Source organism: Campylobacter sp. VBCF_06 NA8, from assembly GCF_027737825.1.
Lineage (GTDB): Bacteria > Campylobacterota > Campylobacteria > Campylobacterales > Campylobacteraceae > Campylobacter_B.
Genome location: NZ_JAOVUB010000004.1, coordinates 13,280 through 37,926, shown reverse-complemented (window position 1 = coordinate 37,926; position 24,647 = coordinate 13,280). Strand labels below are relative to the sequence as shown.

At 43.2% G+C, this 24,647-nt stretch carries 19 protein-coding genes and 1 pseudogene; 5 read left to right on the top strand and 15 right to left on the bottom strand.

Annotated elements, in window-relative coordinates:
• Positions 1-64: 64 nt before the first annotated feature.
• The gene (locus tag OFO10_RS06330) at positions 65-592 is read right to left on the bottom strand and encodes a hypothetical protein (RefSeq protein ID WP_270866536.1); all 528 of its coding nucleotides are present in this window, start codon (positions 590-592) and stop codon (positions 65-67) included.
• Between the two features lie 100 nt (positions 593-692).
• On the opposite strand from OFO10_RS06330, the gene OFO10_RS06325 reads away from it, so the two are divergent.
• Positions 693-4,136: an acyl-[ACP]--phospholipid O-acyltransferase gene (locus OFO10_RS06325; RefSeq protein WP_270866535.1), complete on the top strand. Its 3,444-nt coding sequence runs from the start codon at positions 693-695 to the stop codon at positions 4,134-4,136.
• A gap of 131 nt (positions 4,137-4,267) precedes the next feature.
• Here OFO10_RS06325 and OFO10_RS06320 read toward each other — a convergent pair whose 3' ends face one another.
• The 4 genes and pseudogenes from OFO10_RS06320 to OFO10_RS08255 all read right to left on the bottom strand — a co-directional run.
• Positions 4,268-4,939, bottom strand: a complete 672-nt coding sequence (locus tag OFO10_RS06320; RefSeq protein ID WP_270866534.1) for a DUF799 domain-containing protein — start codon at positions 4,937-4,939, stop codon at positions 4,268-4,270.
• A complete protein-coding gene (locus tag OFO10_RS06315; protein ID WP_270866533.1) occupies positions 4,936-5,298 on the bottom strand; it encodes a DUF4810 domain-containing protein in 363 nt (120 codons plus the stop codon). The genes OFO10_RS06320 and OFO10_RS06315 overlap by 4 nt, the downstream gene beginning before the upstream one ends.
• Positions 5,298-5,954 carry a CsgG/HfaB family protein gene (locus tag OFO10_RS06310; RefSeq protein WP_270859927.1) on the bottom strand — a complete coding sequence of 219 codons (657 nt, stop codon included), beginning with the start codon at positions 5,952-5,954 and terminating at the stop codon, positions 5,298-5,300. Before OFO10_RS06310 ends, OFO10_RS06315 begins: the two co-directional genes overlap by 1 nt.
• Before the next feature lie 69 nt (positions 5,955-6,023).
• Positions 6,024-6,143 (bottom strand): annotated as a pseudogene (locus OFO10_RS08255) (DMT family transporter); the annotation flags it as partial.
• 16 nt (positions 6,144-6,159) lie between these two features.
• Here OFO10_RS08255 and OFO10_RS06305 point away from each other — a divergent pair.
• On the top strand, positions 6,160-6,306 hold the full coding sequence (locus OFO10_RS06305) for a hypothetical protein (protein ID WP_270866532.1): 147 nt from the start codon (positions 6,160-6,162) through the stop codon (positions 6,304-6,306).
• Positions 6,307-6,312: 6 nt separating this feature from the next.
• Here the strand turns inward: OFO10_RS06305 and OFO10_RS06300 are convergent, their stop codons facing one another.
• From OFO10_RS06300 to OFO10_RS06255, 10 genes are read right to left on the bottom strand one after another with little or no spacing between them, the layout of a single operon-like run.
• Positions 6,313-6,999, bottom strand: coding sequence for an aspartate/glutamate racemase family protein (locus tag OFO10_RS06300; protein ID WP_270866531.1), 687 nt, complete (start codon positions 6,997-6,999; stop codon positions 6,313-6,315).
• Between the two features lie 57 nt (positions 7,000-7,056).
• Positions 7,057-7,950: a DMT family transporter gene (locus OFO10_RS06295; RefSeq protein ID WP_270866530.1), complete on the bottom strand. Its 894-nt coding sequence runs from the start codon at positions 7,948-7,950 to the stop codon at positions 7,057-7,059.
• Entirely contained in the window at positions 7,937-9,889 is a 1,953-nt protein-coding gene (locus OFO10_RS06290; RefSeq protein ID WP_270866529.1) for a hypothetical protein, read from the bottom strand. Before OFO10_RS06290 ends, OFO10_RS06295 begins: the two co-directional genes overlap by 14 nt.
• Positions 9,879-13,139 (bottom strand): carbamoyl-phosphate synthase large subunit, encoded by a 3,261-nt coding sequence (gene carB, locus OFO10_RS06285; RefSeq protein WP_270866528.1) that lies wholly within the window; start codon positions 13,137-13,139, stop codon positions 9,879-9,881. The genes OFO10_RS06290 and carB overlap by 11 nt, the downstream gene beginning before the upstream one ends.
• Positions 13,139-13,888, bottom strand: a complete 750-nt coding sequence (mreC, locus tag OFO10_RS06280) for a rod shape-determining protein MreC (protein WP_270859932.1) — start codon at positions 13,886-13,888, stop codon at positions 13,139-13,141. Before mreC ends, carB begins: the two co-directional genes overlap by 1 nt.
• A complete protein-coding gene (locus OFO10_RS06275; RefSeq protein WP_270862807.1) occupies positions 13,881-14,915 on the bottom strand; it encodes a rod shape-determining protein in 1,035 nt (344 codons plus the stop codon). Before OFO10_RS06275 ends, mreC begins: the two co-directional genes overlap by 8 nt.
• Positions 14,916-14,923: 8 nt before the next feature.
• Entirely contained in the window at positions 14,924-16,159 is a 1,236-nt protein-coding gene (gene clpX, locus OFO10_RS06270; protein ID WP_270866527.1) for an ATP-dependent Clp protease ATP-binding subunit ClpX, read from the bottom strand.
• Complete coding sequence (gene lpxA, locus OFO10_RS06265) at positions 16,159-16,947, bottom strand: acyl-ACP--UDP-N-acetylglucosamine O-acyltransferase (RefSeq protein ID WP_270859935.1); 789 nt, start codon at positions 16,945-16,947, stop codon at positions 16,159-16,161. The genes clpX and lpxA overlap by 1 nt, the downstream gene beginning before the upstream one ends.
• Before the next feature lies 1 nt (position 16,948).
• Complete coding sequence (gene fabZ / locus OFO10_RS06260) at positions 16,949-17,407, bottom strand: 3-hydroxyacyl-ACP dehydratase FabZ (protein ID WP_270859936.1); 459 nt, start codon at positions 17,405-17,407, stop codon at positions 16,949-16,951.
• Positions 17,408-17,437: 30 nt separating this feature from the next.
• Positions 17,438-18,505, bottom strand: coding sequence for an epoxyqueuosine reductase QueH (locus tag OFO10_RS06255; RefSeq protein WP_270866526.1), 1,068 nt, complete (start codon positions 18,503-18,505; stop codon positions 17,438-17,440).
• 67 nt (positions 18,506-18,572) lie between these two features.
• On the opposite strand from OFO10_RS06255, the gene OFO10_RS06250 reads away from it, so the two are divergent.
• The 3 genes from OFO10_RS06250 to purF all read left to right on the top strand — a co-directional run bounded on the left by OFO10_RS06250 (position 18,573) and on the right by purF (position 24,647).
• Positions 18,573-21,959: a DUF748 domain-containing protein gene (locus OFO10_RS06250; protein ID WP_270866525.1), complete on the top strand. Its 3,387-nt coding sequence runs from the start codon at positions 18,573-18,575 to the stop codon at positions 21,957-21,959.
• A 578-nt stretch (positions 21,960-22,537) separates the two neighbouring features.
• On the top strand, positions 22,538-23,299 hold the full coding sequence (gene dapB / locus OFO10_RS06245) for a 4-hydroxy-tetrahydrodipicolinate reductase (protein WP_270866524.1): 762 nt from the start codon (positions 22,538-22,540) through the stop codon (positions 23,297-23,299).
• Position 23,300: 1 nt separating this feature from the next.
• Positions 23,301-24,647 carry an amidophosphoribosyltransferase gene (purF, locus tag OFO10_RS06240; protein ID WP_270866523.1) on the top strand — a complete coding sequence of 449 codons (1,347 nt, stop codon included), beginning with the start codon at positions 23,301-23,303 and terminating at the stop codon, positions 24,645-24,647.

Below are 24,647 nucleotides of genomic sequence, written 5' to 3'. Positions count from 1 at the left end.
ACAAATTAAACAAATTTAGCTCGCTATTGTCATTGCAAGGAAGCGAAGCACTGAGAACGCAAAATCAAATTTTCTGATTTAAATCCACGCTTTCGATTGCTAAATTTCGAAATTTAGCCAAATTTTCCACTTCGCGCGCAGTATCCTCGGTGTAAGGCAAAACTATATGAAATCCGCGCTCAAAGCCCAAAAAATAGTTTTCGCTCGTTCTAGCTATGCGGTTTAAATCGCTAGTAGCGAACTTCTCGCTCGCACTCGCCTCTCCATTAGCGAAGCTAATCTCACTCTCGCTCCACAAAAAATTCATCACCACGCTCGAAGGCTCGATATTTTCGGCGTTTGCGATATGTTTGCGAAGCATTTTGCGATAAAATTTAGGGAAAAACACCAGCCACAACGCGCCCATGATTAGCGAAGCGACGCTTGCAATCGGGGCTGTTTTGAAAAGTCCGTCGATGATGATACCAAAGATCAAAAACTCAAAGGCGATCGCATAGGTGCTGACGATTTTTTGTTTTTTTGCTTTTTTGCTGTGAAGTAGCATAAATTTGTTAAGTGCGCTCACATCGCGCTCGGTGATAGTTACTTGCATAATTTTCCTTGATAAAATTTGGCGCATTTTATCAAATTCGGCTTAAATTTTCTATGTTAAATTTAAAAGGTTAAAATTCGCGCAAATTCAAGGAAAAATTATGAAAAATTTACTCAAAATCAGCGGATTTTTGCCCTTTATGATAATAATGTTTATCAACGCTAGCGTAGATCTCGCGCACAAAATCACTATCCAAAATGTCCTAGTTAAGAGCTTTTCGGGCGACACGCTCATTGCGCTGACCGCGCTAGTAAATATGCTAATCTTGCTTCCATATATTTTTTTATTTAGCACTTCTGGCTTTTTAAACGACAAATTCTCGCGCACGAAAATCACGCGCGCTTGCGCCCTGCTTGGCGTGGTTTTGTGCGCGCTAATCACGCTTGGATACATTTGCGGGTGGTTTTATTTCGCATTTTTTATGACGATTCTTTTAGCTGCGCAAAGCGCGATATACTCGCCCGCAAAATACGGCCTAATCAAAAAAATCGTCGGAGCGAAAAATTTAGGCGCGGCAAACGGCGCAGTGCAGGCTCTAACCATAATCGCGATTTTGCTCTCATCGCTTGTGTTTTCTGTGATTTTCGAAAGTTTCGCAAAGCAAGGCGCAGGTGCTGGCGAGCTTTTGCGCTCGGTGTGGTTTATAGGGCTTTTGCTCGTGGCTGGCTCTATGGTGGAGGCGTATTTCGCCTATAAAATTCCATATTTTGACGCGGCTGAGCCTGAGGCGAAATTTGAATTTGCCAAATTCGCAAAATTCGAGTATCTAAGGCAAAATTTAAAATTCGTAACTTCGGATAAAAATATCTTGCTCTGCACGCTTGGACTTTCGATGTTTTGGGCTGTTTCACAGCTCGTGATTGCGACATTTCCAGCGCATTTTAAAGCCATTAGCGGAAATGATAATGTGATGATTATCCAAGTCATTTTAGCACTAAGTGCGATCGGAATCGCGCTGGGAGCGGTGTTTGCAGGAAGCTACTGCAAAAAACATATCGAGCTAGGAATCGTGCCATTTGGCGCGTTTGGGCTTGGGGCCTCGCTGATGATTTTAGCAAACGCAAATTCGGCTTTTACGCTATCTTTGGCGTCGCTATTTTTCGGATTTAGCGGTGGAATTTTCATCGTGCCACTTAATGCGAATATTCAGTTTTTTACCCGCGATGAGCGCATGGGGCGCGTGCTAGCGGGGTCAAATTTTATCCAAAATATCTTTATGGTGCTGTTTTTGATAATCGCGATAATTCTAGTAAATTTTGCCGTGTATAGTGGCGAAATCTTTGTAATGTGCGCGCTGTGCGTGCTAATCTGCGGAATTTTTAGCGCGAGATACCTGCCGCACCTTTTCATGCGAATTTTGCTTTTGCCGTTTTTGAAATTTGGCTATAAAGTCCGCGTCGATGGGCTAGAAAATATCCCGCAAAGTGGCGGAGTTTTGCTACTTGGAAATCACATTAGCTGGATTGATTGGGCGGTCGTGCAGCTTGCCTGCCCGCGCGCTGTGCGCTTTGTAATGCATAGAAGCTATTATGAGCTGTGGTATTTGAAGTGGTTTTTGAAAATTTTTGGCGTAATTCCGATCGGCGCAGGGGTTAGCAAAAGTGCGCTTGGCGCGATAAAAGAAGCCCTAAACGCTGGCGAAGTGGTGGGGCTTTTCCCAGAGGGGCACATTAGTTACAACGGCAGAATTGATGAGTTTCAAGCGGGATTTGAGCACGCTGCAAAGGGCGCAAATGCCGTGATAGTGCCGTTTTATATTCGTGGGCTTTGGGGTTCGACATTTTCGAGGGCTAGCGAACATTATAAAAAAACAATCTCCAAGCTTGGCACGCACGCTTTGAGGGTGAGTTTTGGCACGGCTTTGGATATAAATGCTAAGGCGCACGAGGTCAAAAAGACCGTGAGAGAGCTATCGTTTTTTAGCTGGGAAAAATACCTTAGCTCGCTTGATCCCTTAGCGTATAACTGGCTAAATCAGGCGAAAATTTCGCCATTTAAAACTATCGCGGTCGATAGCACAGGGGTGAAATTTACAAATTTAGCGATGATGAGCGCGCTAATAATGTTTCAAAAACGCCTAACACCGCGCATAGGAAATGAAAAAAACATAGGCATAATCCTGCCTAGCTCCGTGATTGCAAGTGCGATAAATTTGACGATTTTAGCCATGGGGAAAATCAGCGTAAATCTCAACTACACTCTAAGCGAAGAAAATCTCGTGTATTGCGCTACAAAGGCGAATTTGCGCACCATAATCAGCTCGAAAAAATTTGTCGAAAAGCTAAAATCGCGCGGATTTGAGCTAGAAAGTAGCCTTGGCGAGAGATTAGTGTATTTGGAGGATATCGGCGCAGATATCACGCGCAAAGAGCGCATAAGCACGGCAATAAAGGCACTTTTGATGCCTAAATTTTTATTCGAGGTTTTGTATATCGCGCCACACGCAATCGACGATGAGGCTACGATTTTATTTAGCAGTGGAAGCGAGGGACGCCCAAAAGGCGTGGTGCTCACGCACAAAAACATAATGGCAAATGTGCGCCAAATCTCCGAACTCGTAAATGCCACGGGCGAAGACGCGCTTTTGGCCTCTTTGCCGATTTTTCACTGCTTTGGGCTAACCGTTACGACGCTATTTCCGCTAAATGACGGACTTTTGAGCATACATGTCCCAGACCCGACAGACGCGTTTTGTGTGGGTAAAATGAGCGCGAAATACGGCGCGTCGATTATGTTTGGAACCTCGACATTTTTTAGACTTTATGCCAAAAACAAACGCCTAAATCCGCTAATGCTTCGAAATTTGCGTCTTGCAATCGCAGGTGCTGAAAAGCTAAGCGAGAGCGTGAAAAAGGACTTTAAGGTCAAATTTGGCGTGGATATCTACGAGGGATACGGCACGACCGAAACTGCCCCAGTCGTCAGTGTAAATACGCCAAATATTTTAGAGCCTGATTTTTTCAAAGAACTTGCCTTCAACCGCGAAAAAAGCGTGGGTTTGCCACTAGCTGGCACGATAATAAAAATCGTCGATCCTGCGAATTTCGCCGAGCTTGGAAACGGCGAAGCAGGGCTAATCCTAATCGGCGGAGCGCAGGTGATGAAATGCTACTACGACGAGCCAGAGCGCACAGCGCGCGCAATTATCGAGATCGACGGCGTGAGGTATTATAACAGCGGCGATATCGGATACTGCGACGATGACGGGTTTTTGTTTATCACAGACCGCCTTTCGCGCTTCGCAAAAATCGGTGGCGAGATGATAAGTCTGGGCGCAGTAGAGGGGGCGATAGGCGAAATTTTAGGCTCTGCGGTTAGCTTTTCGTGTGTAAATTTGGCCGATGAGAAAAAGGGCGAGAAAATCGCGCTACTATATAGCGCCGAATTTGGCGAAGATGAAATTTCGCAGATGATAAAGGGTGTAAATTTAGCTCCGATAATGCAGCCAAGCGTGGTAAAAAAAGTGGGCGAAATACCGATTTTAGGGAGTGGCAAGGTGGATTTTAAAGCTGTGAAAAAAATGGCAGAGGATATGGGGATTTAAAAAATTTGCTTAGCGCGTTTTGTCATTGCGAGCAAAGCAATCTACAAATACAAAATTTAAAGTTTGCAAATTTGCAGAATTTTAAAATTTAGGGCAAATTTACCAAATTTGATAAATTTGCCCAGCAAAAACTAATTTTTTTGCAGTTGTTTATCTTTGCTGAAATTTGGCGAAAGTGGGCCATAAAGCAAGCAATCGTTGCAGTCTTGACCCAAAAGCAAAGCGTCGCTCATAGCCGATACATCGTAGCTTTTATCCGAGATACTTGACGCGATTTGCTCTATCGCGGCCGAGATTAGCATCACAAAAAGATTTCCGCCACCACTCCCTGAGCCACTTTGAGCCGAGGCTGTCTTTTGCCACAGCGTCGCGCCAGAGCCTAAATCGACTAGCTTTCCTTCGACGCTAACGATAGTGTTGCTAGAAACGACCTTGTAGCTCGAACCGTATTGTAGGACTTTTAGATACAGCGCGGCGTCTGCGCCAAAAATCTCTTTTAATTTCGCTGCTGAAACGGCGTGGATTTCGCCCGCTTCGCTAAGGCCGTTGCTTTTGAAGGTCTCGTGCGCTACGCTTACAGGCAGGACATAATACCCAGCCTCGCTTAAAGGCATTACGCTGTGAGCCAAAACCGCGCTTGCGCCCTTAACCTCAACGGATTCGTTTGTCGGCATTAAGACTAAAATCGAGGTTGGCTTTTTTTGCAAAAATGCTGAATAATCGGTCTTGGGAGCGTTGTTTGCGCAACCAGAAAGTAAAAATACGAGGCAAAATATAGCCAAATTTATAAATTTATTTTTCATTTTGCACCCTTTTTAGCTTTTTTATCACTGAGTAAAAACTCCATATATCCCCTTGATTGCGGGAACGCTGTGGCTTCTTTTTGGAAATACGACTTAGCTGCGGCTGTATTTCCTAGTGCATTGTATAAAAGCCCCACATGCGCATAAAGACCTGGCGGAACCTTTTTCGCGCTAGCTTCTGCTTTGGCGATAGATTTCTCTAACGATGAAATTTGCTCGTTTATATCGCCCTCTTCGTTAAGATATAAATAAAGCGATTTTTGATACTCGCCGTCCCAGTGATACAGGCTCTGCCTGCCACCGCCAGCACACCCCACTAAAAGCGCCCCGAGGCAAAATGCAAAAATTAAATTTTTCATTAAAACGCCTTATTATCGACGCCAAGGGCTAGTTTGTCGCTGGCTTCTTTGATCGCTAAGCTTAGGACTTTTCCATTTAGCGTAGCGTCGTATCCAGCCGTGCCACCAAAGCCGATAACTTCGCGGTTGCTTAGCGAATACTCACCAGCGCCGCTGCTTGAATACACGACCTCGCTAGTAGCGACATTTACGACATTAAGATTAACTTTGGCGTATGCGATTTGAGTTTTGCCTTTGCCCAAAATTCCAAAAAGCTGATGATCGCCGACAGTTTTTCTGCCAAACTCCACGACATCGCCTGTGATGATGTATTTCGCCCCTTTTAGACTTTGGGCTTTTTTCGAAATTTTGCTCTCTTGCTTCATCGCCTCTAAATTTGTGCGCTCTAAGACATTAAAACGCCCGCTTTGCTGTAAATTTGTGATTAAAATACTCAAAGCTTGGCTTCCTAACCTATCCTCGCCGTCTGAGAAAATACCGCTATTATAGGTCGATTGATTTGCGAATCTACCCACGCTGACGGCTACTTTTTCGCCGTGATATGGGCTAAGTGCGACTTGCGAAACGGGTGTTTCGATGACTCTTTGCTTTTCTGTGGCGCAACCTGTGAAAATCACTGCACCAAAAAGCGCTGAAAGTAAAATTTTCTTTTTCATAATAAATCCTTAAATTTGAAAATTTAAAAAGCTAGATTATACGCAAAATTTGGTCAAATTTGGCTAAATTTAGCCCTTTTTCGCTAATAAAAATATACACGAAAGTATCAGCACAAATCCTACGAAATCCAAAAACACAAATTTTGTCCCTAGCCAAAAATGCGCAAACACAGCTGCGCTTATAAATTCGTTTGTGGCAGCAAAAATGACGAAGTTAATCGGCGAAATTTACATTAGGTATTTGGACGAAAATTTCGATGAAATTTATGAGGGAGAATTTGATCCTGTTTCAAATTTAAATCGCCAAAAGATTAAATATATAATCACAAATAAGCTTATAATGGGAGATTAAATCCCATTATAACGCCATTTTAGCGCATTTTTTAGCGTGGATTATCGTCGTGTCAAATACCGGAATTTCCAAATCATCTTGCAAAATCAAAAGTCCGATTTCTGTGCAACCTAAAATCACACTTTTTGCCCCTAAATTCGCAAGTCTATCGATGATTTTTAAAAATTTCTCTTTTGAATATGACAAAATTTTACCTAAACAAAGCTCATTAAAAATGACCGAGTTTATAAATTCGATCTCGTCATCATTTGGGATAAAAACTTCTATACCTTGTTCGATTAATTTTTCTTTATAAAAATCCTGCGTCATCGTGTATTTCGTGCCAAGAAGTATGGTTTTATCGATATTTTGGGCTTTTAGTTCATCAGCAGTGGCTGTGGCGATATGCAAAATGGGAATTTGCAAATTCGCACTGATTTGTGGTTCAACCTTGTGCATTGTGTTGGTGCAAATAGCGATAAAATCGGCTCCTGCGAGTTCTAAATTTTTAGCGACACTGGCTAAAATACGACCAGCTCTCTCCCACTCGCCCTTTGCCTGACACTCTTCGATCTCGCTAAAATCCACACTATAAAGCAGAATTTTTGCACTATGCAAACCTCCAAGATGAGCTTTTATCTCTTCATTTATGATTTTGTAGTAAGTAGCCGTGCTTTCCCAACTCATTCCGCCGATTAGTCCGATAGTTTTCAAAAAAAAATCTCCTTGAAAAATTTAAAATTCAGATGATTTTAACAGAATTTGGTAAATTTAACCCTTTTTTGCTAACAAAAATATACACGAAAGTATCAGCACAAATCCTACGAAATCCAAAAATACAAATTTTGTCCCTAACCAAAAATGTGCAAACACAGCTGCGCTAACTGGCTCAATCGCGGCGATTAGGCTTGCTTTTGGCGCGCCGATTAACTTCACCCCAACCATATAAAAGCTAAATGCCAAAACCGTGCCGAAAAACACCACGCCCAAAAACGCCAAAACACCGCTTAAATCGCTAACGCCAGCTAAATTCCACACGCCCAAAACCCCGCCTAAAACCACTCCGCCAAGCACCATGCCCCAGCCTAAATTTAGCACGACGGGGTATTTTTGGTTTAGTTTTTTGGGCGCGAGATTATACACGCAAACGCAAGCTGCGCTAAGCAGACAAAAAATAAGCGCTTTTTGGCTGATTACAAGCGAGCCCAAATCCCCATGCGTAGCCAAAATCACAACGCCTAAAATCGCCAAAATCAGCGAAACAAACTCATTGATTTTAGGCAATCGCGCCTCCGTGATACACACAATCGCCAAAATCATCGCGGGCGCGGTGTATTGGATCACGGTGGCAACAGCGGCGTTTGAAAGCTCGATAGAATAAAAGTAAAAATATTGCGTCAGCATTAAGCCCAAAATCGAAAAAGCTAAAAACTGCGCCCTCAAATTCGCGTCCAAAATCGGCGCAAAAACTCGCCTATCTCGCAACGAAAAAGCACAATAAATCACCAAAACTCCCCCAGCACAAAGCAGGCGAAGCGGGACAAGCCAGTTTGCGCTCACACCCTTTATTTCGAAGAGATACTGACCGCAAACCCCGCTAAATCCCCACAAAACCCCACCAAGAAAGGTTATGAAAATGCCAAAAATTTGACTATTTGCCTTCATTTCGTCTTAGCATTTCATCATAAATTTCATCAATCGAATTAAAGCTTTTGCCTAAAAATTTGGTGCAAGCGTTTATTGTTTTTTTGCCAAATTTGCCGTCTATTGCGACATTGTAGCCGTTTTGGCGCAGGGTTTGTTGTATGAATATGACCTTTTGCTCGTAGCTTGGCGAAATTTCGCTGTTTTTGACAGGCAAAATTTCATTAGTGCAGTTTAGAGTTTTAAATTTCTCACAAATTTCATAATCTTTTATAAATTTTTCACTGATTTCAATCTGCTCTAAAACAAAATTTTCAACCCTATTTTCAAGGCGCAAAGTGGGATTTTGCGACGCAAAATAGCCATAAATTCCACCCACAATCCAAGCGAAAACTCCGCAAATCGCCATTTTTTTAAAAGGATCTTTATTTCGCATTTTTTGGCGATATTCTTTTGGGATTTTACGCCTTTTAAGTAGCGTAGAAAGCGAGCTTAGCGTGTAAAAAACTAGCCCTAAAACAAGGCTTAGCACAAACACTCCAAACGCGCTTTGAAAAATAGCGCTAAATGGAGTGCGCGAAAACGAGCTTTCTAAATTTAGCTCCGTTAAAATTAGCGCAAAAATCGCAAAAATCGCCCCTCCAAGCCCCCAGATTAGCCCAGAATACACAGGCGAAATCCTATCTAACACCCCCTTCATCATCGCACTTAGCCTAAGCGCGCTCTCATCGCTGATATAATCATCGCAACTTTGCCTTACCGCATAGCCTAACTCTTCGTTTTTATCGCGCCTAATGGAGGCGATTAGCTTCATTGATTTATCCAAAACGCTCTGGGAGGCGTATTTGTTAAAAAACGAATAAGCCTCTCTTTTGGTTATTTTGCCGTCAAGTCCGATTTTTTCTAAACACTCGATTTCATCGGCAAATAAATCATCGAAAAATTTCGATTTGATAAAGGCATAAGGCGGATTTGCAAACCCCACGCCAAGATATGTTTTGTCTAGAATTTGATATTGCAGTTCGCTAAAATGGCTATTTCCCTCATAAACGCAAAGCTCGATATCGCTAGAATAATTATTAAATTCGACCAATTCAAAAGGAATTTTCTCGCTTAAAAGCTCCATACCAGCACTTTGGGCAAATTCGTCAAATTCGTTAGCGTATTTTTTGGACGAGGTTTTTATATTTGCGCTTGATTTTGCCATTATGCTTACGGTTCTAACATCTGTGAAAATCCCGTATCCACTGCATTTTTGGCAGGTTACCTCCCCGCTACCTCTACACGAATTACACCTAAGGCTTCCAGAGCCATAGCACGAGCCACAGGTCTGCAAACCGCTTCCGCCACACGAGTAGCAGGTCGCATAATAGCTTTGCGAGACATACTCGCCGTTTTGATACACCTGCCTATATGAAAGCACGCTTCCAGTGCCCCCACAAGCAAAGCAGTTGCTTCTGCCACTTCCGCCACAAGATGAGCAGCCCACATTTCCGCGCCCGCCGCAGTTATTACAGCGAACTAAACCGCGCCCGCTACAACTACCGCAATAATACGAAAACGAAAATTTCTCATAATCGCCCAAATTTTTTGTAGAACCAGAAAATTTAATCGCTTCGTTTGCTTTGGTGGCTTTTAAATTTTCCACAAAATCTTGGCGACTTTGTTCGTCGTTTTGGGCTAAATCCAAAAGGCTTTGTGTGTATTCCTCAAAATCGATTTTGTTATCGCCAAAGTGTATATCAACGCTCGCGTCGCCTTTTAGGGTTTGGGTGGCGTATGAGCCGTAAAACTGCCAATAAACGAAAATTTTGGTATTAAACGGGAAAATTTGGCTTGAAATTTTTTTAACATCGTTTTTGCTAACTTGATTGCCATTAGCTAAATTTTGAATTTGGAGCAGGAGATTGTCCCCTAGCCCCAATTCATCGTCATTTTCAGACGAAATTCTATCTTGCATTTAGATACTCTTGCAAACTTTTCACTTCCAGTGCGCTTCCGTCTTGGACCGCACACACTGACATAGTAGCAGCGAGCGCGGCCTTGATATTTGTAAAATACGGCAGTTTAAATCTCACCACAGCTTGGCGGATTTTAAATGTATCTGACGAGCTTGATTTGGTGTCGCTGGTGTTGATGACAAGGGCGATTTCGCCATTTTTTAGCTTATCTTCGATATTTGGGCGACCTTCTGAAATTTTATAGACGAACTCGCACTCTAACCCTGCCTCTTTTAGCGCCTTGCAAGTCCCGCCAGTGGCAATCAGACTAAATCCAGTCTCAACCAAAGTCTTAGCTAGGCTTACCCCTTTTTCTTTGTCGCGATCAGTCAAGCTCATAAACACAGCGCCCTTGCTTGGCAAGACATTGCTGGCTGAAATTTGGCTTTTGGCAAAGCTTTTTGCGAAATTTTCGCTAATTCCCATAACCTCGCCCGTGCTTTTCATCTCAGGCCCTAGCGCGATATCGCTACCTGGGAGTTTATTAAACGGAAATACGCTCTCTTTGACACATACTCTGCCACTCACGCGCGGTTTTAAAATGCCCTTTTCCTCGCACAAAACGCCAAATTTATCGTAAAATTTAAGCGCCTCGCGCAAATTTCCTTGCCACATTACGCGAGTGGCGACTTTGGCCATTGAAATTCCAGTTGCTTTGCTCACAAACGGCACGGTTCTACTAGCTCTCGGATTGACCTCAATCATATAAAGCTCGTCCTCAAAAATCGCAAACTGAATATTCATAAGCCCCACGACGCCCAAATTTAGCGCGATTTGTTTTGTGGTTTCGTTGATTTTATCAATCATCTCATCGCTTAGGCTCATTGGAGGCAGTATGCTTGCACTATCACCAGAGTGGATTCCAGCCTCTTCGATATGCTCCATTATAGCGCCGATATAGACATCTTTGCCATCGCTTATAGCATCGACATCAAGCTCAGTCGCGTCAAGCAAAAATTTATCTAATAATACCGGTGAGTGGTAGCTCACGCTCACAGCCTCGCTCATATACTCTTTTAGCTCATCGACATTATGCACTCTTCTCATAGCCCGTCCGCCAAGCACATAACTAGGGCGCACAAGGACTGGATAGCCGATGATCGCGGCTTTTTCGATTGCTTCGGCTTCGCTTATGGCTGTGTCGTTTTTGGGCTGTTTTACGCCGATTTTAGTAATAAATTCGCTAAATTTCTTGCGATCTTCTGCGATATCAATCGTGCGCGCGCTCGTGCCGATAATCTTGGCTCCAATTGCATTTAAGCGTTTGGCAAATTTAAGCGGAGTTTGTCCGCCAAAATGCACGATTACACCCTCTGGCTTTTCTGTCTCGATTACGGTGCGAACATGCTCGAAATCAATCGGCTCGAAATACAAAATATCGCTCGTATCATAATCAGTAGAAACCGTTTCTGGGTTGCAGTTATACATAATGCTCTTTATGCCAAGGTCTTTTAGCGCGTAGCTTGCATGCACGCAACAATAATCAAACTCTATGCCTTGACCTATGCGGTTTGGACCACCGCCGATAATTAGGACTTTTTTGGCGTTTTGTGGCGTTCTGGTTGGCAGGTTTGGCGTGATATTTGTGCTAGAATACAAATACGGCGTGAGAGCCTTAAATTCGCCTGCGCAGGTATCGACTTCGTTATACTCTAAATTTATGCCGTGTTTTGCGCGCGCAAAGAAAATATCGTTTTGCGTAAGGCCTAGATTATCGACTTTGTTAATCAAATGCGCGATCATTTTGTCCGAAAAGCCCATAGTTTTGGCTTTGCGAAGCAAATTTGGAGCATTTAGGATATCCATGTCGATTTTGGCTTCAAATTCAACGATTTCGTGAATTTCGCGCAAAAACCACGGATCGATTTTGCTAAATTCAAAGACCTCATCTACGCTAAATCCCTCACGGTAAGCTTGCGCGACATATAAAATTCTATCCTGTCCTGCGTTTCTAAGCCCAAAAATCAAATCATCTTTGCTTAAATTTAACTCGATAAAGCCATAGTAGCTTTTCTCCATTGAGCAAAGCGCTTTTTGAATACTCTCTTTAAATGTGCGTCCAATCGCCATTACCTCGCCGATACTCTTCATTGCAGTGCCAAGGTGCGGGTTCGCGCCCGGGAATTTCTCAAAGGCAAAACGAGGGATTTTTGTGACGATATAATCAATCACAGGCTCGAAACTCGCAGGCGTGCCCGTGATATCGTTTTTGATTTCATCTAGGCTAAATCCCACAGCTAGCATGGTAGCGACTTTGGCTATCGGGTAGCCTGTGGCCTTGCTAGCTAGGGCTGAGCTACGGCTGACACGCGGATTCATTTCGATTACTATCATACGACCTGTGCGCGGATTTATGGCAAATTGCACATTACTTCCACCCGTATCGACGCCGATTTCACGCAAAATCGCAAAACTCGCGTCCCTCATGCGCTGATATTCTTTGTCTGTGAGCGTCAAAGCCGGTGCAATCGTAATGCTATCGCCCGTATGCACGCCCATAGGGTCAAGGTTTTCGATAGAGCAGACGATTATGCAGTTATCTTTATTATCCCTGATAACCTCCATTTCATACTCTTTCCAGCCAAGCAAACTCTCTTCAATCAAAATTTCATGGATTGGGCTGATATCAATGCCGTTTTGCGCGATTTCTTTAAATTCGTCGATATTATACGCTACGCCACTTCCTGCGCCTCCAAGCGTATAACTAGCGCGGATAATTAGCGGAAAGCCGATTTCTTCGGCTGCTTGATGAGCTTCTTCCATAGTGTAGGCGTATTTTGATTTTGGCAAGTCCATGCCGATTTTAATCATAGCTTCTTTAAAAGCCACGCGGTCTTCGCCCTTTTTAATCGCTTCTGGTTTAGCACCTAGAAATTTCACATCGCCTAACTCGCCACTTTCATAGACTTCCATTGCGACATTTAGTGCGACCTGACCGCCCATAGTAGGCAGTATCGCATCGACGCCCTCTTTTTTAATAATTCGCAAAATGCTCTCTTTTGTGATTGGCTCGACATAGGTCGCATCTGCAAAATCAGGGTCTGTCATAATCGTAGCTGGGTTTGAATTTATCAAAACTACGCGATAGCCCAAATTTTTCAAAGTTTTAGCAGCTTGTGTGCCACTATAATCAAATTCACACGCTTGACCGATGACGATAGGACCGCTTCCGATAAGCAATATCGTCTTTACATCTTCTCTTTTTGGCATTATCTTTCCTTTGTAACGACATACAAAAACGTTGGCATATTTGGATTTGCGTATGGCTCTATGACAGCGCTTTTGTATAATTTACCACTCTGAACTGATTTGACCCGCCCCACAGGCACGCCCTCGAAAAATATCTCGTCCTTTCCGCTCGTATAAACTTCATCACCGACTTTTGGATCTAGCCATTGTGGGATAAATTTCACCACCAAAGCATTTCCCTCGCCGTTTGCAACGCCTGGAATTTGGCTCTCGCCGATTGAGACAGAAAAATTGCTTTTTTCATCTTTTTGGAGTATGGCTAGGGGTTTGTTATCGCGATTTACGACGATTCCTGCGGTTTTGCCCTCGCTAATGAGACCATAGACTTTATCTGGATTGAAATTTTTAAAATTTATCCAAAATTTGTTGTAATCATTTAAACTAGCGTAACTTAGCGTCCTAACAAGCTCGACACGCGGTTCATAAGCGGAGCTGTTTTTATCAAGCAAAATTTTATTTAACTCCCCCGCAAAGGTGCCAAGAAGCATGGCGGATTTTTTCAGCTCCTCGTTTTCGGCACGCAGGGCTTCGATAGTGTTTGCTTGATCGATATGTTTTGAAATTTTGTTTTTTATAAAGCTCGTAATATCTTTGTAAGTATCGATAGCTCCTCCGCTAAGACCGATAAATTTACCATGAATTTGCGATCCAAAAATAAGCGAAGTAGCCACCAATACCACAGCGATGAGTAGAAACTTTACATTAGTCATTTGCTGCTTGTTTTAGCGATTTGATCTCTTCTAGGGCCTTGCCAGTGCCGTTTGCGACGCAAAGAAGCGGTTCATCTGCTACGAATACAGGCAGTTTCACAGCCTCGCTTAGATATTTATCTAGCCCTCTAATTAGCGCGCCTCCGCCGGTTAAAACCACGCCGTTTTCTACGATATCAGCTGCGACTTCTGGCTGGATACTTTCAAGCACAAATTTTAGCGCGTCAGCGATTTCGCGGATTGAGTCTTTTATCGCCTCTCTGACATCTTCGCTAGTTAAATCAACCGAGCTTAAAAGCCCACTGATTTGGTCCTTGCCTTTGACCGTGTAGGTTAAATCTTTTGGTTGTTGGATTGCGGTGCCGATTTTGATTTTGATCTCTTCGGCTGCACGCTCTGAGATAAGAAGGCTGTATTTTTCTTTGACATAATTTACAATGCTAGCGTCGATTTTATCGCCTGCTACGCGCACTGATTTTGCATTTATAATGCCCCCTAGTGAAATCACACCAATCTCTGTCGTGCCACCACCGATATCTACGACTAGCGAGCCTTTTGCCTCAGCTACTGGAAGCCCTGCGCCAATAGCTGCTGCCATTGGTTCTTCGATTAGATAAACCTCGCGCGCCCCTGCTATCATCGCACTTTCTCTCACGGCCTTGCGCTCGACTTGCGTTAGACCATAAGGCACAGAGATGATAATTCTAGGGCTTACAAAAAAGCGTCTTTTGTGAGTTTTTTCGATGAAATATCTAATCATCTTTTCGGTCATATCAAAGTCTGCGATAACGCCGTCTTTCATCGGGCGCACAGCCTCGATATCGCCTGGTGTGCGACCTAGCATTTCCTTAGCTTCTGCGCCCACAGCTATGATTTTTTGTTTGCCATAGCGTTCGTTTTGCACAGCCACGACGCTTGGTTCGTTTATAATTATACCTTTGTCTTTGAGCAATACAAGCGTGTTTGCCGTGCCAAGATCAATTCCCATATCACTAGAAAATAAGCCTAATAAAGAATCAAGTAACATTTATTCCCCTATGCAGTTAAATTTTGTTTTACTAATATCGGCTTTGCGCCCTCACTGACTACCTCTTTTGAGATAATCACATCATATCCACTAAGCTCTGGTAGGTCAAACATTATATCAATCATAATCTCTTCAATAATCGATCTAAGTCCCCTAGCACCAGTTTTGCGCTTGATAGCAAGTTTTGCTACCTCGCTTAAAGCTTCATCGTCAAATTTCAAATTTGCCCCGTCGATTGCGAAAAGTTTTTGGTATTGTTTTAAAATCGCATTTTTTGGCTCGGTTAAAATTCTAACCATTGCCGCCTCGTCGATTTCGTTTAAACTCGCCATGACATGAAGTCTGCCGATAAGCTCAGGGATTAGCCCATAATGCACCAAATCATCGGCCTCTACCATGCCAAGCAAATTTTGGTTTTCTTTTTTGCTTCGTTTTTCTTGCCCAAAACCAAGCACATTTTTGCCGATTCTGCGTCCGATAATCTCGTTTATGCCGTCAAACGCTCCACCGCAAACAAATAAAATATTTGTCGTATCAATCTGAATAAAGTCCTGGTTAGGGTGTTTTCTGCCACCTTTTGGCGGGATATTCACCACACTTCCTTCGATGATTTTAAGAAGTGCTTGTTGCACGCCCTCGCCACTGACATCGCGCGTAATCGAGCGATTTTCGCTCATTCTAGCGATTTTATCAATCTCATCGACAAATACAATGCCTCTTTGAGCCCTCTCGACATCGCCATCGGCTGCTTGAAGCAGGCGAGTTAGGATATTTTCGACATCTTCGCCCACATATCCAGCCTCTGTTAGGCTTGTAGCGTCGCTGATTGCAATAGGCACATCTAAAAACCTAGCCAAAGTCTGCGCCATAAGCGTCTTGCCACTTCCTGTCGGTCCGATTAGCAAAATATTTGATTTTGAAATTTCAGTATCGTCGCCCTCTATCTCATCTTTGCGAAAAATTCGTTTGTAGTGGTTATAAACACCCACGCTAAAAATCTTTTTCGCCCTTTCTTGGCCGATTACATATCTGTCCAAAACCTCCATTAAAGCCTTTGGTTTAATCGCCTCGAAATCTATCTCACCTGCGATTCGTTCGCTCTTTTTCGCGACCTCTCCGCCATGAAGTGCTGCATAAGCCTGATCTATACAATAGCTACAAATCGAAGCCGTGCCACTATCGTTTGGGAAAATCGTAAGTCCGTCCTTTTCGCTCGAACCACAAAAACTACATTTATCTAACATTAATTTCTACCCTTATCTAGCGGAATTCCGCGTTTTGTATTTAATATAAAATCGCACATTTTTTTCACATGCTCGTTATCTGTTTCGTTTATCAAAATTTCAGCCTGCTCTTTTAAGCCAACGCCTTGATTAAATAAAAATTTATACGCTTTGTTGATGATTTCGACCGTATCTCTATCAAATCTACGGCGAATTCCTGTTAAATTTAGCCCCCTGATATAGGCTCTGTTTCCCTCCGCTAGACAAAACGGCACTATGTCTTGTCCAAGCGCGCTAGCCCCTGCTATCATGCAACTCTCGCCGATTTTGACGAATTGATGCACGGGGGTTAGACCGCCGATTACTGCGTAATCGCCCATTTGCACATGCCCAGCCAAAGTGGCTGAATTTGCCAAAATGATATTATCGCCCAAAATACAATCATGCGCCACATGGCAATACGCCATCATAAAGATATTATCGCCAATGCGCGTAAATCCATCTCCCTTGTGCGAACCAGAGCTAATGGTGCAAAATTCGTGGATTGTGGCGTTTTTGCCGATTATAAGACCTGTTTTTTCGCCTACTTCGAAGCTGATATCTTGCGGGATATCGCCCACAATCGCATAAGAGAAAATTTTAGAATTTTCGCCGATTGTAGTATCGCCGATGATGCGCGCGCCCTGCTTTATGAGTGTGCCAGAGCCGATTTTGGCCTGAGCGCTTATGAACGCATAAGGCTCGATTATGACATCATCGCCCAAAACTGCGCCATCTTCTACGATAGCGGTGTGATGAATTTTGCTCATTTTATTTATCCATTACCATTGCTTGAAGTTCTGCCTCGGCTGCCAAAACATCGCCTCCTGCGTCATCTTTGATATACGCTTCGCCCTTTAACTGCCAAATTCTGCCTCTGTGTTTAATCGCCTCTAAGCGGTATTCTAAGCGATCGCCTGGGCGCACTGGTTTGCGAAATTTCGCCTTGTCGATACTCATAAAATACACAACCTTATCGCTTAAATCCGTGCCCTCAGCTTCCATTGATTTAAACGCCAAAATTCCCCCAGCTTGGGCAAGTCCCTCGATAATCATCACGCCAGGATAAATCGGGTGACCAGGAAAATGTCCTTGGAAAATTTGCTCGCCATAGGTGATGTTTTTGTAAGCGATTATCGTTTTTCCCATATCCATATCGGTAACTTTGTCGATCAAAAGCAACGGGTAGCGGTGCGGGAGTATGTTTAAGATTTCGGTTATGTCAATCATTTCGTATCCTTGATAAAAATTCTTGCCATTTTACCCTAACTTTACTAAAATTTCCCTAACATCTAAAAATATCCGAGATAGCGCGTAAATCTCCACTTTGGCTGGGTAAATTTCATCTACGACGATGATTGGCGAAAGCGAGCGCGCACCGCAAATTTTCGCGCGAATTTGCTCTTGTTTTTTCAGGCTTGGCGGATTTTTTAAAATTTCGGCTGTGTTTTTGAAATCTGTTTTTAAAATTTCGTTGAAAAATTTAAGGCTTAAAATTTTAATCTCGCCCCTATCGCAGTAAAATTTCTCGCAACTCTCATTTATGCTAAATTTGACAAATTCACGCCTAAAATGGGAGTTATGCAAGATAAATGAAGGCCTTATCTGCCCAGAGAATTTCACCCACGCCCTAAGCAGGCGGTAGTTTAAAAACTCATCTCTAATAATCTCAAATTTCACCCCCTCGCGCCTAAATTTCGCCACTTTTTTATAAATTTTAAACTTTTCCTCTATCGAAGCAGGCAAAATTTCCCCGCCAACTGGCGACATAAGTTCGTAAATTTCGCCCTCTGTGCGCTGTGCGCGTAGCGCAAACATGCAGCCGCAGTAGTTTTGGTGATAGAGGCTGTCTTTTTTGGCTAGGGCAAACTGCTCGTTCGTGCCGCCGTTTTTGCGAAAATCAGGCGCGATAAACTCCAAATTTTGCTCTTTGCAGATTTTTTCTAGCGAACGGGCGAGCTGGGCGTGCGATTTTTTGGGGCTCATTAAAAGCGTCGTGGTGATTTTTTGCTCGCCGACAGCGCACGCGAAGCAGGCGGTGTTTTGCATACGAAAATCGAAGCAAAACTCACAACGCTTGCCCTTTTCTGGCTCGTTTTCAAGGCCTTTTGCCCCACTAAGCCACGCCTCATAATCATATTCCCCAGCGTAAAATTTGATCCCAAGCCCATCGCACACGCTCTTTGCGTCCTCCAACCTCAGCAAATACTCGCTGTAAGGGTGTATGTTTGGGTCGTAAAAATACCCTACCAAGGGCTCATCGCACTCGCTTGCTAACCTACGCAAAAAATAATCACAATCCACCGCACAACAGATATGAACTAACAAAATCAGCCTTTTAATTTAATTTGCTATAATTTTAGATTATTAAATTTAACAATCAATAGGCGCAAAAATGGTGAAATTTTTAGCAAAACACAAGAAAAAATTTATTTATAGCATTTGTGGGATTGGCGCGTTTTACACGCTTTTTGGCTTTTTTGGCGTGCCACTTCTCATCGAAAAAGCAGTTCCAAAAATCCTAGAAAACGAGGCAAATTTCAGCGTTAAAAGCGCGAAATTTAACCCATTTACCTATGAATTAAATATCACAGCTCCCTCACTTTCGACCTTCAAACCGCTATTTTCTGCTGAAAAAATCGATGTCAAGCTGAAATTTGGCGAGCTGTTTAACAAAACCATAGATATCCAAACCCTGCGCCTTTTAAGCCCTAAAATCAGCATTTCGCGCGAAAATAACGGCTCGTTTAATTTCGAGAGCCTTTATGCTAATAGCGAGAGCGAAGAAACAGACGAAAATTCGAGCATAAATGTCAAACTGGATAATTTCAAAATCGAAAACGGCGGGGTTTTTTACGAAGATTTGAGCCTAGAACGGCCCTTTAAAATCGAGCTTGGTAACTTAAACTACGAAATAGCTGGGCTAAATTTGGCTAGTAATTCTATCGGAAACCACGATTTTAACGCCTCTTCGCAGACTTTCGATAATATCTTTCACTCAGGCTCAATCAGCCTAAATCCGCTTAAAATCGAGGGAAATTTAAGTGTAGAAAATCTCAAAATCAATCCGTTTTGGCTATCGTTTTTGGATATAAAAGAGCTTGATCTCCTTGGTGGGAAAATCAGCGCAAACGCCCTTTATGAGGTGATTTTGGACGAGGAAATCGCGCTAAATTTGAAAAAAAGCAAAATCGCACTAAATGACCTTGCCCTGCTTGCTAGCCAAAATTTAATCAAATCAGAGCAAATTTCGCTTGCAAATATTGATTTTGACGCCAAATTTGGAGAAAATTTAGCCGCAAACTTGCGCCTTGGCGAAATTTCGCTTAAAAATAGCGATTTTCTAAGCACAGAAAATAACGCGAGTTTGGGCGAATTCAGGGCTTTTGATTTTGGCTTAAAATTTGGCTTAGAGGGCGAAAATTTGGGCTTAAATGCGAATTTAGACAAGATAAATTTAAGCGAGTGCAAATTTAATGATAGCCTAATAAATTTAAGCGCAAAGGGTGGCGAAATTTCGCAAATCAGCGCAAATTTCAGGGGCGAAAACAACGCCTCTAAAACAGAGGCAAAAGTCGCAAAAATCGAAATTTTGCCACTAAATTTAGCCTTGGCGAAATTTGACAAGATAGATTTGGCAAATTTAAGCGCAGATGATTTTAGCTTCCAAATGGACGAAAAAGGCTCAAATTTAGCCCTAAATTTGGCAAAATTTGGCGAACTTAACCTAGCCAATAAAAACGAAAAATTTAGCGGAATTAAAAATTTAAGCGTGCAAAAGCTAAACTTTGCCCTAGATAAACTTGCCCTAAATATCGACAAAATCGGCATTGACGCGCCGTTTTTTAACTCAGAGATTAGCGAAGAGGGCGCAAAAAGTATAAACGATTTAAGCGTGATTTCTTACGCGCCTAGCAAGGCGGAAAATGCGAAATTTAGGCAAAATTTATTAGCTTGGATACACACACTCGCCCCAGAGGGAAATTTCACGCAAAATAGCGAAAATAACGGCTCCGCGCGCAGTATTTCACCAGCCAAAAATGAGCCAAAATTTAGCTTTGCTATCGCGCAAATCGCGCTAAATGGCGGCCACGCGAAAATCACAGAGAGCTTCGTAGCCCCACAGATGACCCACAATCTCGCTAAAATTGACGCTAGCGTGCAAAATCTATCTAGCAATTTTAGCGCCCCTTTTAGCGCCAAAGCAAGCGTGGCAAGCGACGAAATAAGCGCCAATGCGACCTCGAAAATCACCATAAATCCGCTGAACTTAGACATTGATTTCGATATCGCTCACCCTGATTTGCGTAAAGCAAACCCGTATTTGGAGCAGTTTTTAAACGCAAAAATCGCAAGCGGAAATGCGAATTTAAAAGGAAATTTCAAATTTAGCGATAAATTCGCGCTAAATGCTGAAATTTCGGGCAAAAATTTAGCCCTAAACGACGCAAAGGGAGCAAGAATTTTTAGCATAAATAGCGCAAAAGTGGGCGCGCTAAGCCTAAATGAGAGCAAAATCGATATCAAAAATATCGCCATAAACGCCCCTTACGCGAAAATCCATATCGCCAAAAACGGCGAGATAAACCTAGCCAAACTAGCCAAAGCTTCGCCAAAATCCACAAGCAAACCAGCCTCCAAATCGCCTGCGCCAAAAGCCCCAAACAATGGGCAAAAAGGCGCTTTTGGCGTAAATATTTCAAATGTGAGCGTGCAAAACGGCTCGTTTAATTTCATCGACGATACGCTCTTTATGCCACTAAATATCACAGTCTCCAAAATCAAAACTACAATCGATAAAATCAGTGACAAATCCCAAGCAAACCTCAAATTTAACGGCCTTGTGGGCAAAAGTGGCTTAGGGCAAATCGCTCTTAGGACCTATCCTTTCGCGCCAGAGCAAAAAAGCGATATTAGCGTGGTTTTAAAAGATGTCGCGCTTGCTGATATCACCCCATACAGCGCGAAATTCGTGGGCTATGAGATAAAAAGTGGCAAGAGCAATTTAAAGCTAAATTATAAAATCAACGCCTCCAAACTAAACGCCACAAACGACATAAACCTCGATAATCTCGTGCTTGGCGAAAAGGTTGAGAGTAAAGACGCGCTGGATTTGCCACTGGATTTAGCGATTTCGATTCTCAAAGACAGCGACGGCCAAATCAATGTCAGCCTGCCAATCAGCGGGAATCTAAACGATCCGAAATTTAGCTTTGGTGGCGTTATCGTGGGTGCTGTGACGAAGCTATTTAGCGATATCGTGCTAAGTCCGTTTAGGTTTTTGGGCAAAATCGCTGGAATCGATACTGCCTCGCTTGATGGAATCGACTTCGAGCCTGCTAGTAGCGATATTTTGATCAGCGAAAACGAAAAAATCGAGAATCTTGCCACGATTGCAAAATCAAAGCCAGAAATCAAAATCACCCTAACCCCAGCCTATAACGAGAAGCTAGATACTAGGGCGTTTAAGCTCGTCACGCTAAACGAAAATATAGACAAGCTAATGCTAAAAGAAAATCTCTCATCTGACGCTGCGATTGCAAGCCTAAGGGCGAAACACCGCATAAGCGAAAGTGGCGAAGAGGGGTTTGAAAAACTCATACAGGCGCAAAAATTCACAACCTCGCGCCTAAATGATTTGGCCGTCGCACGCGCCAAATCCGTGCAAAGCGCGCTTGCAAATTTGGGTGTTTCGGACTCACAAATCGTGATTAAAAAGCCTGCAAATGTCAGCGCGAAGCAAGATAGTTTCATCAGTGTCGGACTTGGCGTAGAGAAGTGAAATTTAAAATTTCGTAATTGCAAGAGAAATGCGAAGCATTTCAGTAAAAATAAAACCAGCTAAATTTTAAAAAGCAACGCTTTTTAAAATTTAGCCACCTTAAAAGCGTCGTCGGGGGTTGGGGGTTTGTAAGGGGGAAGGGGCGCGACCTCGCAATTCAAGCCCCCTTCCCCCTTACGAGAAAAGCACGGCGCAATCTAAAATTTAACAAATCGTTCAATACTAAATTTAGGTTGAATTATTTGCAAATTTTAGGCAAAATTTTGAAATTCTCTGTAAGGGGGAGGGCGCGCTTGTTTGCTCTGCTTCGCGCGCTGCGCTCGCAAGAAACCTGCTTCGGCTTCCGCCTCGCACCGCTACGCTGGTTTTGGAGACGCTACCCTCCCCCTTACCAACCCCCACCCCTGTAAAACCTTAGAAGTGGCTAAATTTAAAGCTTCGCTTTAAATTTAGCTGATTTTATTTTTACGGAAATGCTTCGCATTTCTTTGCGCTATAAATTAATCACAACACAATTCAGAAATAAGCTAAATTTGGCTATACTACGCCAAATTTTTACAAATTCAGAAAGGGTTAAAATGGTTAGGATTGGTATCCACGGCGGCAGCGGTAGAATGGGAAGTATGATTTATGAGTGTCTGAAAAACTACGAAAACGCGGTAGTTAGCGCAATTTATACTATCGAGGAGCTCTCATATAGCCCCAAATGCGTAATCACAGACGATTTGGCGAAATTTTTTGATTCTTGCGATGTGGTGATTGATTTTACCATTAGAGATGGGGCGATAAATTTATTAAAATTCGCCCAAACTCACCCAAAACCCCTTGTCATCGGCACTACTGCCCTAGGCGATGAGGGCGAAGCACTGCTAAAAGAGTGCGCGCAAAAAATGCCAGTTTTTCACGCGACAAATATGAGCCTTGGAGTAGCCGTGCTAAACAAGCTCGTAAATCTCGCTAGCAAGGCTTTGCGCGATTTTGATTGCGAAATAGTCGAAATGCACCACAAACACAAAAAAGACGCCCCAAGTGGCACAGCAATGACATTAGCTACTACTGCTGCAAATGCGCGAGATTTAGATATCAAAAGCGTGCGAGTTAGCGGGCGCGACGGACTAATCGGAGAGCGGGGCAAAGACGAAATCGCCGTCATGGCGCTTCGTGGTGGCGATATCGTCGGACGCCACACGGTAGGGTTTTACAACGATGGCGAGTATATCGAGCTAAACCATACCGCCACGAGCCGTGCAACCTTCGCCAATGGCGCGATTAAGGCTGGGATTTGGCTTGCCACACAAAAAAATGGCCTTTATAGCATAAATGATTGTTTAGGATTTTAAAATGTGCGCGATAGTAGGAGTTATAAATTCAGCCAATGCGGCTAAAACGGCGGTTTATGGGCTATTTTCGATGCAACACCGAGGCCAAGAGGCAAGCGGAGTAAGCGCTAATCACAACCACCATATAAACACGGTAAAAGGTCAAGGGCTAGTAACCAAAATTTTCACCCCACAAGCCCTTGAAATTTTAAAGGGAAATAGCGCAATCGGTCATAATCGCTACTCCACAGCAGGCAACGAGAGTATCCACGACGCGCAACCAATCTCCGCTAAATACGCCCTAGGCGAAATTTCAATCGTGCATAATGGAAATTTGATAAACAAAGATAGCGTTAGATCTGAGCTAATCGCCGAGGGAGCGATATTTCAGTCAAATATGGACACAGAAAATATCTTGCATTTAATCGCTAGAAGCAAAGAAAAAAAATTGCAAAACCGCATAATCGAGGCTGTGAAAAAATGCGCTGGGGCGTATTCGCTTTTGATTTTAAGTCGTAGCAAAATGTTTGCCCTGCGCGATCCGCACGGCGTAAGGCCTCTTAGTATCGGAAGACTAAATGATGGCGGATATATCGTAGCGAGCGAAACATGCGCCTTTGATTTGGTGGGAGCGGAGTTTATACGAGATGTGAAACCCGGCGAAATGGTGATTTTTGAAGAGGGCAAAGACGAGATAAAATCGCTTCAAATTTTCGAAGAGGTTGATCCTAGAATTTGCGCGTTTGAATACATATATTTCGCCCGCCCAGACAGCACGGTCGAGGGCAAAAATGTCTATAATATCCGCAAAAAACTAGGCGCAGTTTTAGCCGAAAAATGCAAAGACATCAAAGCTGATTTTGTCGTCCCTGTCCCAGATAGTGGCGTGCCAGCAGCTTTGGGATACTCAGGCGCAAGCGGGGTGCCTTTTGAGCTAGCGATTGTGAGAAATCACTATGTGGGGCGCACCTTTATCGAGCCGACGCAAGAAATGCGAAATTTAAAGGTCAAACTCAAACTAAACCCTATGAGCGAGGTTTTGAAAGACAAAAGCATAGTCGTCATCGACGATAGTATCGTGCGCGGAACCACGAGCAAAAAAATCGTCGAGCTTCTGCGCCACGCTGGGGCGAGGGAGATTCACATGTGTATCGCAAGCCCAGAAATCAAGCACCCAGATAGATACGGCATAGATACACCAAGCTACGCCGAGCTAATCAGCGCAAACAAAAGCACCGAAGAGGTGCGCGAGTATATCGGCGCAGACAGCCTGACATTTCTAAGCATAAATGAGCTTGTCGACGCGCTAGGAGATGAGCGAAAATATTCGCTAATCAGTTTTGACGGAAATTATTTTATAAAGGAGTAA

Bases quoted from the DNA above. Each gene is read 5' to 3' on its own strand.
- OFO10_RS06330 (WP_270866536.1), bottom strand. From the start codon at position 592: ATGCAAGTAACTATCACCGAGCGCGATGTGAGCGCACTTAACAAATTT.
- OFO10_RS06325 (WP_270866535.1), top strand. From the start codon at position 693: ATGAAAAATTTACTCAAAATCAGCGGATTTTTGCCCTTTATGATAATA.
- OFO10_RS06320 (WP_270866534.1), bottom strand. From the start codon at position 4,939: ATGAAAAATAAATTTATAAATTTGGCTATATTTTGCCTCGTATTTTTA.
- OFO10_RS06315 (WP_270866533.1), bottom strand. From the start codon at position 5,298: ATGAAAAATTTAATTTTTGCATTTTGCCTCGGGGCGCTTTTAGTGGGG.
- OFO10_RS06310 (WP_270859927.1), bottom strand. From the start codon at position 5,954: ATGAAAAAGAAAATTTTACTTTCAGCGCTTTTTGGTGCAGTGATTTTC.
- OFO10_RS06305 (WP_270866532.1), top strand. From the start codon at position 6,160: ATGACGAAGTTAATCGGCGAAATTTACATTAGGTATTTGGACGAAAAT.
- OFO10_RS06295 (WP_270866530.1), bottom strand. From the start codon at position 7,950: ATGAAGGCAAATAGTCAAATTTTTGGCATTTTCATAACCTTTCTTGGT.
- OFO10_RS06290 (WP_270866529.1), bottom strand. From the start codon at position 9,889: ATGCAAGATAGAATTTCGTCTGAAAATGACGATGAATTGGGGCTAGGG.
- carB (WP_270866528.1), bottom strand. From the start codon at position 13,139: ATGCCAAAAAGAGAAGATGTAAAGACGATATTGCTTATCGGAAGCGGT.
- mreC (WP_270859932.1), bottom strand. From the start codon at position 13,888: ATGACTAATGTAAAGTTTCTACTCATCGCTGTGGTATTGGTGGCTACT.
- OFO10_RS06275 (WP_270862807.1), bottom strand. From the start codon at position 14,915: ATGTTACTTGATTCTTTATTAGGCTTATTTTCTAGTGATATGGGAATT.
- clpX (WP_270866527.1), bottom strand. From the start codon at position 16,159: ATGTTAGATAAATGTAGTTTTTGTGGTTCGAGCGAAAAGGACGGACTT.
- lpxA (WP_270859935.1), bottom strand. From the start codon at position 16,947: ATGAGCAAAATTCATCACACCGCTATCGTAGAAGATGGCGCAGTTTTG.
- fabZ (WP_270859936.1), bottom strand. From the start codon at position 17,407: ATGATTGACATAACCGAAATCTTAAACATACTCCCGCACCGCTACCCG.
- OFO10_RS06250 (WP_270866525.1), top strand. From the start codon at position 18,573: ATGGTGAAATTTTTAGCAAAACACAAGAAAAAATTTATTTATAGCATT.
- dapB (WP_270866524.1), top strand. From the start codon at position 22,538: ATGGTTAGGATTGGTATCCACGGCGGCAGCGGTAGAATGGGAAGTATG.
- purF (WP_270866523.1), top strand. From the start codon at position 23,301: ATGTGCGCGATAGTAGGAGTTATAAATTCAGCCAATGCGGCTAAAACG.